Annotated in this window: 9 protein-coding genes; 7 read left to right on the forward strand and 2 right to left on the reverse strand. The window is 43.3% G+C overall.

Going from position 1 to position 12,543, the window contains the following annotated elements:
- Positions 1–347: 347 nt before the first annotated feature.
- The 3 genes from ABDW02_RS03865 to ABDW02_RS03875 are packed head-to-tail and all read left to right on the forward strand — an operon-like array spanning position 348 to position 4,022.
- Positions 348–764, forward strand: a complete 417-nt coding sequence (locus ABDW02_RS03865) for a thioesterase family protein (protein WP_343632275.1) — start codon at positions 348–350, stop codon at positions 762–764.
- Complete coding sequence (locus tag ABDW02_RS03870; protein WP_343632277.1) at positions 757–1,740, forward strand: arginase family protein; 984 nt, start codon at positions 757–759, stop codon at positions 1,738–1,740. Before ABDW02_RS03865 ends, ABDW02_RS03870 begins: the two co-directional genes overlap by 8 nt.
- A 17-nt stretch (positions 1,741–1,757) precedes the next feature.
- Positions 1,758–4,022, forward strand: a complete 2,265-nt coding sequence (locus tag ABDW02_RS03875) for a hypothetical protein (protein WP_343632279.1) — start codon at positions 1,758–1,760, stop codon at positions 4,020–4,022.
- A gap of 57 nt (positions 4,023–4,079) precedes the next feature.
- On the opposite strand, the gene ABDW02_RS03880 is transcribed toward ABDW02_RS03875, so the two are convergent.
- On the reverse strand, positions 4,080–4,670 hold the full coding sequence (locus ABDW02_RS03880) for a hypothetical protein (RefSeq protein WP_343632281.1): 591 nt from the start codon (positions 4,668–4,670) through the stop codon (positions 4,080–4,082).
- A gap of 133 nt (positions 4,671–4,803) precedes the next feature.
- Here ABDW02_RS03880 and corA point away from each other — a divergent pair, with 133 nt between their 5' ends.
- Positions 4,804–5,814 (forward strand): magnesium/cobalt transporter CorA, encoded by a 1,011-nt coding sequence (gene corA / locus ABDW02_RS03885; protein ID WP_343632283.1) that lies wholly within the window; start codon positions 4,804–4,806, stop codon positions 5,812–5,814.
- On the opposite strand, the gene ABDW02_RS03890 is transcribed toward corA, so the two are convergent.
- Complete coding sequence (locus ABDW02_RS03890; RefSeq protein ID WP_343632285.1) at positions 5,811–6,131, reverse strand: DUF6686 family protein; 321 nt, start codon at positions 6,129–6,131, stop codon at positions 5,811–5,813. The genes corA and ABDW02_RS03890 overlap by 4 nt on opposite strands.
- A gap of 173 nt (positions 6,132–6,304) precedes the next feature.
- Between ABDW02_RS03890 and ABDW02_RS03895 the strand changes: the two genes are divergently transcribed.
- From ABDW02_RS03895 to ABDW02_RS03905, 3 genes are all read left to right on the forward strand, one after another.
- Positions 6,305–8,206: a DNA topoisomerase IV subunit B gene (locus tag ABDW02_RS03895; protein WP_343632287.1), complete on the forward strand. Its 1,902-nt coding sequence runs from the start codon at positions 6,305–6,307 to the stop codon at positions 8,204–8,206.
- Positions 8,207–8,449: 243 nt separating this feature from the next.
- Positions 8,450–11,170, forward strand: a complete 2,721-nt coding sequence (locus tag ABDW02_RS03900; protein WP_343632290.1) for a DNA gyrase/topoisomerase IV subunit A — start codon at positions 8,450–8,452, stop codon at positions 11,168–11,170.
- 172 nt (positions 11,171–11,342) lie between these two features.
- On the forward strand, positions 11,343–12,515 hold the full coding sequence (locus ABDW02_RS03905; RefSeq protein ID WP_343632292.1) for an ATP-binding protein: 1,173 nt from the start codon (positions 11,343–11,345) through the stop codon (positions 12,513–12,515).
- The last annotated feature ends 28 nt before the right edge of the window (positions 12,516–12,543 follow it).

A 12,543-nucleotide genomic window follows, 5' to 3' on the forward strand; every position in this document is an offset into this window, starting at 1 on the left:
TGAATTTTTTAGTGAGCAAATATTCTCATAAAAAAGTGAAAAAAAAAGTTGTTTAGGGGTTGATTATTTGAAAAGTTTTGCTTTGTGTTGAAGTAATCCTTTAACATCTTCTTTTAATTATCTTAAAACTTACTGATTGTTCGATGAATAAGTAAATTTTATAGTTTAATGTTAAAAAATCCTGTTTAAATGAAAATAAAATCGCCTCTCTCAAAGGTACGAAATTAGATTCCAATAACAGTGAATTAATACTGTTGAAATATACTTTTTAACACCTTGGGATTCTAACTCAAAATCTGAAAAATAGTTACGACATTTAACGGCATTTATTTAGAATTTACAATTTCATGAAAACTTCATTTGAATTCCCGACGAAAGTGCGTGTGAGATATGGTGAAACGGATCAGATGGGCTATTGCTATTACGGAAATTACGCAGCATATTTTGAAGTTGGAAGGGTGGAGGCAATGCGTTCCCTGGGAATGAGCTACCGGGAATTGGAAGAAAGCGGCGTGATGTTGCCTGTGAGTCATTTCGAAGTGGATTACTTCAAGCCGGCTTTATACGACGATGAACTGACGATTGTTACTGCAATAACCGAACTGAAAGGTCCGCGCTTATTTTTTGAATACACGCTTTATAATGAAAAGCAGGAATGCCTGAGTAAGGCAAAAACAACCCTGGTCTTTGTTTCGAAAGAGAATATGAGGCCGATACAGCCGCCGCGCGCTTTTGTTGAACTAATGGAAAAACACCATGCTTGAGTCGACTTATTTTAAGCTGAAGTTTCCGGCAGAAGCGGATTTGAAAAACTGGCTGACGGAACGGGACGGAGAAATCCGTATCGGGCAAAATGTACTTTTCAGAGGAGATTCGGAGAATTGGAAGGAGAAAAAATTCCATATTCTCGGGATCAGGGAAGATGTCGGACCGAGATTAAATGCCGGCAGAGGAGGATCGCATGCGGCGTTTGATGCTTTCATTCCCCGCTTTTTGGGAGTACAGTCGAACCAGTTCCTGAATGGGAATTCGATTTGTGTGCATGGAGTGATTGATTTGAAAGAACCGATTGATGCCATTGCCAGTATGCACATAGATGATCTGGATTACCTGGTTTCTGGTTGGGTAAAAGAGGTAGTCGATTGCGGAGGTATTCCGGTGGTGATCGGTGGCGGACACAACAATGCGTATCCGATTATTAAAGGGGTTTCGGAATCGCTCGGCCTGGCAATATCGGTGGTGAACCTGGATCCGCATGCAGACACACGTGCTATGGAAGGAAGGCATTCCGGAAATCCGTTCTCCTACGCGTATGAATATGGTTTCCTCGGGCATTATTCGGTGCTTGGACTGCATGAATCTTACAATAACCAGTTTATCCTGAATAGTTTGCAGGACATGAAGGCGTTTTTTACGTTTTACGAGTCGTGGCTGGAAAAACCGTTCAAATTCCAGGCGGATATCGATAAAGTGTATGATTCGCATTATCAAACGGTGATGGGAGTGGAACTGGATATGGATTCGATTGCATACATGCCGTCCAGCGCGTTTACTCCTTCGGGAATTTCGGTGGACCAGGCGCGGATTTATGTTCGCAAGATGGCTTCGCTGGAAAAAGTCTGCTACCTGCATTTGCCGGAAGCGGCCCCTAAAAGCGAGACGGATGAGATCATAGCCGGGAAAGCCTTAACGTACCTGGTGACAGATTTTGTGAAAGAGTATCAAAAATACCATCATTAATTCGTAATATTGGGTTTGTGGCTGCACTCCGAAATATTACCTCCCAAACGTTTCAATTTATAAGGGTATTTTTTCCCTTGGTTTTATTGGCTCATCATTTAAAGCACAACCTGCTTGCATTCTTTTATTGGGTGTTTTTCTTTTTGCTGATTTCAGATAAAGTTGGAATTGGTTTCGGCCTGTCTTACCTCTTTTTATCTCCCGAATACCAAGGGAATACCAGTTTTTTTTCTTTTTTACTGATCGGTTTCTCGTTTGGAGGACTTACGATGGCATTTCATTCGTATTCATACATGCGATTGGCTTCCCGTTTTTCCTTCCTGGCAATGGTTAACAAACCTTTTGTCCGTTTTTGTATCAATAACAGCATCATTCCAACGACTTTCATCCTGTTTTTCATAATCCGGGTGGTTCGTTTTCAGCGTATGGAGGAATTTGAGTCCTGGATAAACGTCTTTTTCTTTGTTTCGGGGTTTTTGGTGGGCTTTTTCCTGTTTGTGGGAGTTGCATTGCTTTATTTCTTCCCGATCAACAAGAATTTATTCGAGTTGAAGCGCTTCGATGAGAACAGTTCGGTGCGTACGACCCGCTGGTTGCGTTTCGGGAAACGGAACCGTATTAAGGTAAAAGGATCGAACAGGCAACGCTTGTATTGGTATATTGGAAGAGGATTGCGGGTACAGCAATGCCGTTCTACCAAACATTATGCACAATCCCTGCTGCAGTCTGTTTTTGATCAGAACCGGATTTCCACCACTATTTTTGAGATTGCGACGATTGTCACGTTTATTCTCATCGGGCTTTTCGGTGGAAAAACCTTCCTGGATGTTCCTGCAGGGGTAAGTGTGGTTTTGTTGTTGACTATTATTATGATGCTGCTGAGCGCCTTGCAATCCTGGCTGCGTGTTTGGGCGTATCCGGTTCTCATTCTGTGTTTTCTGCTCATGAACTATTTGTCGAAAACGATGAATGTGTTCAAATTCCAGACCCAGGCCTATGGCTTGTCGTATGATCAGCCGGCTGTTTACAGCGATTCGGCTATCTATGAAATGAGTAAGGATTGGGAGGTACGTGAGGACGATTACGAAAATTACATTTCCTACCTGGAAAATTGGAAAAAGCAAACGGGAGAGAAGAAACCGGTATTGGTGGTGGTAAACACTTCCGGAGGAGGTTCGCGCAGTGCTTCCTGGGTTTTCCAGGTGCTGCGCATGTGTGATTCCCTGACGGATTTCAGGTCGTCGAAACACATTGCCATGATAACGGGAGCTTCCGGTGGTACGGTGGGCGCGTCGTATTACCGTTCTTTGTTGCTGGAGAATTACCAGACCCAAAAGGTAGATTTCAACGATAAAAAATATTTCGAAGAGATTTCACAGGATTTATTGAATAAATTGTCTTTTGCGGCATCCACCAACGATCTGTTTTTCCGCTATCAATCTTCCTTTGAGGACTCAGAATACAGTTATGACCGGGCAATGGCGTTTGAATCCGATTTGAATGAGAATACCGGGGAGCGTATGAATAAACCGCTGCGCTACTTCCGGGCCTTTGAAAAGAAAGGAATTATTCCGAATCTCATTTTGACACCTTCGGTGGTGAATGACGGCAGAAGGATCATGATTTCGTCACTGGGACTGAGTTTCTTAATGGATTCCGCTTCGCCTTCGCCGGAAAACAATCATGTGCAGGAAAATATTGATATTCACCTGCTGCTGAAAAGACAGCAATCGGAAAAACTGCGCTTGTCTTCTGCTTTGCGCATGAATGCGTCCTTTCCATATGTACTTCCGATGACGAGTTTGCCCACTGTTCCGGAGATTCAGGTGATGGATGCAGGCGCAAGGGATAATTTCGGGACTAAAATTACGGTTCAGTGGCTTATGCGACTGGAATCCTGGATCAGTAAAAACACGAGTGGAGTAGTAATCCTGCAGATCAGGGATAACAAACGGATCATGTACAATGAACAAACGCGTTCTTTCGGGCTTTTCGATAAGTTTACGGCGCCCATTTCAAATGTGTTCACCAATTTCCCGCGTATCCAGGATTACGACCAGGACGAATTGATGCGTGTGATTATGGATAAATATGGCGTTCCGGTTAAAACGGTGAACCTGAACCTGAGAGAATTGCAAAAAGACCGCATCAGTCTTTCCTGGCATTTGACCCAGCACGAAAAATTGAAAGTCCTGGCAGCTATCCGGCGTTCGTCAAACGTAAAAGAGTTTAATCGCTACCAAAAATTAATTCAAAATTCAACATTCAAAATTCAGAAATGATTGGTTTTTGCATTTTGCATTCATCATTTTGAATTAATTCGATATTCAAATTCGTAATTAGTCATGATCCCATTTTCGTTTGATTGATCCCGGTGTTGATGTAATTTTCCATCCTTTTTTCGTTGCCTCCTTAAACAGGAATTTCCGAAATTTCCGCGGGTAAAAGAATTTCCAGGTCATACTGCTTCTCGATCGGTCTTTCGTTACGTCAGCCAGCGACAATAAGTGGTAGCAGGCCGCCGCACAGCGCATCCCGAAAAATGCATACGGATATGGGGCTGCTTTCAGGAAAGGGCCGGAATCTTTGAGTAATTGCTGTTTTTGAGCAGGAGTAACCGGGATGAAAATGCGGCAGGTTTTGGTGGTGTCGCAATAGAAAGTACGGTAAAATTGCCTGCTACTCGATAGAAGGTATTTACCGGTGTCCGAATTGATGTTGGTAGCAGCAACTCTTCCGCCGGGAACAAAGTGCATCACACTGTCATTTCCGATTCTCAGACCGATGTGTCCGCCCAATTTTCCTCCGAACCAATGCCGCTCACTCTTTTCAATGGGTTTCGATCCGTAAATAACTTCAACAACAAGTGTGTCTGTTTGAGAAACTGCCCGAAAGGGAAGCAAAATCAGAATGATCAGAAGCGATTTCATAAGGTTGTTTTCTCAATGATACAATTCTTTGTTTGCCGGGTTCAAAATAATATCTGATCCGTGGCTGGAATTGATTCAGATGTGCCTGATATCAATTCGCAATTCTTAATTCGAAAATGATTATTTTCGTTATATGTCTCAAGCAGCACAACTTTACAAGTATAATCTCGATGCTTTTACGCTGGAGAAGAACACGGAAGATTATTTCGCGGAAAACTTCAATCCGTTTGAGGATATGAATTCGACTTATTGGCTGAATTTTCATTCCATGAAGAATAAGGCGGCGATCAATAAACTGTGTGATAAATTGTGTATCGACAGGTTGCTCCAGGAGGATTTGTTTGCGGAAAATAAGCGCACACGACTGGAAGAATATTCGGATTACGTTTTCTTCAGTATCATTTCCGCACTCCCCAAGGAAGGTCCGAACCATTACGACCTGAACAAAGAGCGTATCAGTTTCATAATCGGGGATAATTACCTGATTTCCTTCCAGGAAAAACCTTCGGATCACTTTCCGGAAGTGCGTGAGCGGATTGAGTACAAACGCGGGAAAGTGCGTTACAAAGGACCTGACTTCTTGTTGTTCCGCATGCTGGAAGCGATTATCGACAACTATACGGAAGTTGTTGAGCAGATTGCTCTGAACATTGAAAGGCTGGATAAGATCGTGCTCCGGAACCCGCAAAGTGAGGTGCTTCGGAAAGTGGAATGGGAAAAACGGAAATTACTCGATTTACGAAAGATCGTATTCCCGATGAAAGAACTGATGGGGCAGCTGGATCGTGTGGAAAATGAAATGATCATCGAAGATAATATTCATTATTTCCGGGAACTGAAAGATACCTGCTTCAGTTTGATCGATGAAATCGAAGCGCAAAAACAGATGCTGGATGGTATTGCGAACCTCTATTATGCAATTCAGGGCCAGCGCATGAACGAAGTTATGAAAGTGTTGACGGTAACCAGCGCGATTTTCATTCCTTTGACCTTTATTGTCGGGGTGTACGGGATGAATTTCGAAAATATGCCGGAACTGAAATCGCGTAACGGTTATTACATGGTTTGGGGGCTCATGATCCTGATAACTGCCGTTTTGGTATTTGTTTTCTGGAAAAGAGGCTGGCTGAAACGCAATAATTAAGCCTGGTCAATCAATTCGTTAGCGTACAGCATAAACCGGGATTCTTCCAATAACTGGTAAAGTTTGATCCATTCCCTGTGGTTGAAAGCCAGTACCATTTTGGAGGTGTCGGTATGCATGTAGATTTTCTCACCGGTTTCCTTCTTTTCCTCGTAATGCATGGTGTGAATGTTGTGAACCTGGTCTGAAAACCGCATGAATTCGTCGTAGGAAAGGATGAGTACCACATTACCGAACCCCAAATGGAATTGTTCGCAGTTTTTACATTGAATGAGGCAGCCGAAGGAGTTGTTGCTGATTGTTTTGTAATGACACATCGGGTTTGTTTTGAGGTAAAATTATTATCTGGAATCATTCTAAACAATACCCGGAAAACGGTATAATTTTCTGCCACGAAATTAACCTTTCATCGTTCATAACTCGTAACAAATCATGGTTTAAACAAGCCTTTTCGTGACTATCTTTGATACTTCGCAAAGAATCCGTTATTATGGCTGAAAATCAATATACTGAAGACAATATACGATCTCTGGACTGGAAGGAGCATATTCGCCTGCGACCTGGTATGTACATCGGGAAGTTGGGAGATGGTTCTTCTGCCGATGACGGGATCTATATTTTGGTGAAGGAGATTGTCGACAATTCCATTGATGAATTTGTCATGGGAAATGGAAAACGTATCGACATCAAGGTGAAGGACGGGAAAGTTTCTGTCCGTGATTACGGACGTGGAATTCCCCTGGGAAAGGTAATTGATTGTGTTTCTCAGATCAATACCGGGGGGAAATACGATTCCAAAGCCTTTAAGAAATCTGTCGGACTGAACGGAGTGGGAACAAAAGCGGTAAACGCATTGAGTGATCATTTCATGGTTTATTCGGTGCGGGATGGTGAGAAGAAACAGGCTACTTTTTCGAGAGGGGAATTGGTTGAGGATTCAAAATTGGAAAAAACAACCGAGGCAAATGGGACATACTTTGAGTTTATCCCGGATGAATCGATCTTCAAAAAGTTTGCATTCAAAATGCCTTACCTGATCAAGATGTTCTGGAATTACTGTTACCTGAACCGTGGACTGGCGATCTACTTCAACGGGGAGAAGTACCAGTCGAAAGATGGATTGAAAGATTTGCTGGAAGACAACATGGACGGAGATCCGCTTTACCCGATCATTCATTTGGAAGGCGAAGACATCGAGGTGGCATTTACACACGGGAAAACTTACGGGGAAGATTACTATTCCTTCGTGAACGGCCAGCATACAACTCAGGGTGGAACGCACCAAAGCGCATTCCGCGAATCGATTGCGAAAGTAATCCGTGATTTCTACAAAAAAGATTACGATGCTTCGGATATTCGCCAGTCGATTGTAGCTGCAATTGCAGTGAAAGTAATCGAGCCGGTTTTTGAATCCCAGACCAAAACGAAATTGGGTTCACAGGAAATCGAGCCGGAAGGAAAATCCATGCGGGCGTTCATTAACGACTTCCTGAAAGATAAACTCGACAATTACCTGCACCGTCACCCGGATGTGGCAGACACCCTGGAAAAGAAAATCAAGCAATCCGAGCGCGAACGGAAAGAACTCTCCGGAATTCGTAAGCTGGCGCGCGACAGGGCGAAGAAAGCCAGTTTGCACAATAAGAAACTGCGCGACTGCCGGGTTCACTTAACCGATTTGAAAGACGATAAACGCGAGTTGACAACCTTGTTCATTACCGAGGGAGATTCGGCGAGCGGGTCGATTACGAAATCGCGGGACGTCAATACGCAGGCGGTGTTCTCATTGCGTGGAAAGCCTTTGAACTGTTACGGACTGACGAAGAAAGTGGTATACGAAAACGAAGAATTTAACCTCGTTCAGGCAGCTTTGGATATCGAAGAAGACATGGATAACCTGCGTTACAACAACATTGTGATCGCAACCGATGCCGATGTCGATGGAATGCACATCCGTTTGCTGTTATTGACCTTCTTCCTGCAATTCTTCCCGGACCTGGTGAAGCGAAATCACGTTTACGTGCTTCAAACGCCATTGTTCCGTGTTCGAAACAAGAAAAAGACCATTTACTGTTACTCGGAAGAAGAACGGAGAGCAGCCATTGCAGAATTGGGAAAAAATCCGGAGATCACACGATTTAAGGGATTGGGAGAAATTTCCCCGGATGAGTTCAAGCACTTTATCGGTGACGATATTCGCCTGGAACCGGTTATCCTTACAAAAAATGCTTCCATTGATTCCATTTTGTCCTATTTCATGGGGAAAAACACCCCGGAACGCCAGGATTTCATCATAGAGAACCTACGCGTAGAGAAAGACGATGAGAAGAGTGTGGAGTTGGATACTCCCGATTCAGGAGAAGAAAATACAGAAATAGAAAAAGCTTCTTAAGAGTAGTTGATGCAGTATATCCAGGATATAAAGAGGGTTTTCGGAAAGGAATATCCGAATTTTCGGCAGTTTTATTTGATATCCCTGAAGTGAAAAATGGAAAACACTGTCTGCCAAATTGAACTGGTCACATGAACAACTGTTTGCTACAAAATACCTTCCATATTTACCAACGGAAGAGGAATTGATTGATGAAATCGAAAAAGAAAAATTGAAGTTCAAACTTAATAACGAAGAACGACAATGAGTGAAGACGAAATTGGACCGGTAGATCCGGAAAACGATGATCTGAATAACGAAGAAGGAGGAGAAGAAGAATCTTCTTTTGGGACGGATGATCACAAACATACGGACGAAAATATCATTCCGCTAAGTGGTTTGTATGAGAATTGGTTCCTGGATTATGCATCTTATGTAATCCTGGAGCGTGCAGTTCCTTCCCTGCACGATGGTTTTAAACCGGTTCAGCGAAGAATTTTGCATTCCATGAAGGAATTGGATGACGGACGTTACAACAAGGTAGCGAACGTGATCGGGAACACCATGAAGTATCACCCGCATGGAGATGCTTCTATCGGTGATGCATTGGTTCAACTCGGACAAAAAGAATTATTGATCGATTGCCAGGGAAACTGGGGAAATACACTGACCGGTGACGGTGCGGCTGCTCCGCGTTACATCGAAGCACGGCTTTCCAAGTTTGCCAACCATGTGGTATTCAATCCGAAAACCACCAACTGGTTGTTAAGCTACGACGGACGGAACAAAGAACCGGACAATTTACCGGTAAAATTCCCGATTCTTTTGGCTCAGGGAGCAGAAGGAATTGCAGTGGGAATGGCTTGTAAAATCCTTCCTCACAATTTCAATGAACTGATCGAACAGTCGATCAACCATTTGCGGGGTAAAAAAGTAGAGATCTTCCCGGACTTCCTCAACGGAGGAATGGCGGATTTCACCAATTACAACGACGGGTTAAGAGGTGGAAAAGTACGTGTTCGCGCAAAGATTAAAAAGGTTGATAATAAAACCCTGACGATCAATGAGATTCCTTTCGGATGTACAACCAGTTCGTTGATTGAAAGTATCATCAAAGCAAACGATAAGGGGAAGATTAAAGTCAAAAAAATCGAAGACAATACGGCTGCAGAAGCTGAAATTGTGATCCATCTGGCTCCGGGTGTTTCTCCGGATAAAACTATCGATGCTTTGTACGCCTTTACGGATTGTGAAGTTTCCATTTCACCGAATGCTTCCGTGATTGACGGAGATACTCCTCGATTTATGGGCGTGTCGGAAATTCTGAAAGTAAATACAGACAACACGCTTCAGCTCCTGAAAAGAGAATTGGAGATCCGTTTGTCGGAACTGGAAGCACAATGGCATTTTTCCACGTTGGAGAAGATCTTCATCCGCGAAGAAATGTACATCGACTTTAAGTTGTACTCCGACAAGGAAAACTTATTCCAGTACATGTATAAGCGTTTCGAAAAGTTTAAGAAACAGTTTATCCGCGAAATTGTAGACGAAGATTTACAACGTTTGACCCAAATTCCAATGATCCGCATCACGCGCTTCGATTCGGATAAAGCCGATGAACTGATCGCGAAGCTGGAAGCTGAAATGGAAGAGGTTAAAAAGAATTTGGCAAACCTGGTGGAATATGCCATCGAGTACTTCAAAGATCTGAAAAAACGCTTCGGGGCCGGGAAGGAACGTCGTACTGAAATGAAAGTGTTCGACAACATTGCTGCTACGAAAGTTATTATTGCCAACCGCAAATTATATGTCGATGTTGAAGAAGGATTCATTGGTTGGGGCTTGAAAAAGACCGAAGCAGTCAACGATTGTTCTGAGATTGACGATATCATCGTCTTCTTCGATACCGGTAAATTTATTGTGACCAAAGTTGCCGAGAAAAAATTCGTAGGGAAGGGAATTGTTCATGCGGATGTCTGGAAGAAAGGCGATAAACGCACGATTTACCACGTCATGTACCAGGATGGTGCCGGTGGCGCTACGATGATGAAACGTTTCTTCGTGAACTCGGTAACACGGGATACGGAATACGATCTGACACGTGGAATCAAAGGATCGAAACTGTTGTACTTCTCGGTTCACCCGAACGGAGAGCGGGAAGTGGTTACGGTAATGCTTCGTCCGCGTCCGCATTTAAAACGCCTGCGCTGGGATGTGGATTTAGGCGATTTATTGATCAAAGGCCGCCAATCTGCCGGAAATCGCGTAACGAAAGAGATCGTACAAAAGATTACCCAAAAAGAGGTCGGAGGTTCTACGCTTGCTGCGCGTAAGATTTGGTACGATACCGTTGTAGGACGTTTGAACGACGAAGGAAGAGGAAAATTCCTGGGCTCTTTCAAAGGAGAAGACCGTATTTTGACCTTGTATAAAAACGGGGATTACCGCTTGTCTACATTCGATTTGGCAACTCACTACGATGAAGATATGATCCACATTGAAAAGTGGGTTCCGGAAAGACCGATTTCAGCGGTTTACTACGACGGAGACAAAGATCTGCACTATGTGAAACGTTTTACCTGTGAAATCACTTCCGATAAACGCGTTTCCTACATTTCGGAATCCGAAGGCTCGTACCTGGATTGTGTTTCCACAGCCTACAGGCCGGTTGTTCGTATCGTTTATAACAAGTTACTGAAAGAAACGAAAAACCTTCCGGACAATGAAGTTGCTTTGGCAGATTTCATTGACGTAAAAGGAATGAAGGCACAGGGCAACCAGCTGACAAAGTTGAAAGTGAAAGAAGTCGTTCTGACACATGAGATCGAAGGATCAGAACCGTGGCCGGATGAAGAACCGCTGGAACTGGAAATCGACAATTCGGAAGATTCCGATGGAGATACCGAAAATACGGATGGGGAAAGCCCGACGATCGAATGGGATATGACCAAAGATCCGGATGATCCCGAACCGACATTGTTTTAAATAAATTTAATAGTAGGGGTGAAAATTTTTCACCCCTACTACATTTGAAATAAATTAAATTGTACCACCAGGTATTATACTAGTTGGTATAATACCTGGTGGTATAAATAGCGTGTTGTTATCTTTCTTTTATCCGGTAAAAGCCGTATATTTAAGTATAAATTGACACACCATGCAAGAACTCTATTCACCCTTTATTTTTGGTAATACTGTAAGCACGGAAGCGTATACGAACCGGGAAAACGAAGCGCACCGGTTGAAACAGAACCTGTTGGGAGGAATCAACACCATTTTGATCTCACCACGTCGCTGGGGTAAATCTTCGCTTGTAGAACGGGTGTTGATCGATATCAATAAATCGGATAAGAAGTGTAAAACGGTCTTGCTGGATCTCTTTACAGTCAATAGTGAAGTGGATTTCTTTGAATTGTTCACCCGGGAGGTTATCAAAGCAACTTCTACCAAATGGGAAGATTGGGTACGCGACACGAAAACCTTTTTAGCGCAGCTGGTTCCTACTGTTCATGTTGGAGTGAATCCGCACCTGGATTTTACGATCAAGTACGAGCAGGAGAAAGTTCGGGAGTTTGCGGATGAAATACTGAATTTGCCCGAACGCATTGCAACCGAAAAAGGAATCCGGATGGTAATTTGCCTCGATGAATTCCAAAATCTTACCAATCTTGTCGAATACGAACCGCTGGAAAAGAAAATGCGTGCAATCTGGCAGCGCCAAAAACTGGTTTCTTACTGTTTATTTGGCAGTAAACGCCACATGCTTGAAGCCATTTTCAACAATCCGTCTAAGCCCTTTTACCGTTTTGGCGATTTAATGTTGCTTCCGAAAATCAAAGAAGAAGCCTGGGTGAAGTTTATCCAATCGAGTTTCCGGAAGTCAGGGAAACAGATCCCGAAAGAAATTGCCACCATGGTTCCCCGCCTGATGAAAAACCATTCCTGGTATGTTCAGCAATTATCCCATTATGTCTGGAACCAAAACCGGGGAGGAGAGCCGGTCGACAAACAAATCATCCAACACGCCTTAACGGAATTGATCTTCGCGAATCAACCCTTGTACCAGCGCGAAATTGAAGGAATGAGTACCACACAGATCAATTTACTGAAAGCAATTTATCAGAAAGAAAAACAACTCACTGCATCGGCGGTGATGCGAAACTACGCATTGGGAACTCCGCGGAATGTTTCCAAAAACCGCTCTATCCTCGAAGGACGCGATATGATTATCAAAGATGAATCGGGGATTTACGAGTTTTTAGATCCCGCTTTCGAATTGTGGTTCGGGAAGCAGTATTTTCAAACACCCTGGATTTCAGCAGTGGAATAGTTCTAACTGTTTCTGACGTGGCAGATTC

The sequence above is a fragment of the Fluviicola sp. genome (assembly GCF_039596395.1).
In the GTDB taxonomy this organism is placed as follows: domain Bacteria; phylum Bacteroidota; class Bacteroidia; order Flavobacteriales_D; family Crocinitomicaceae; genus Fluviicola.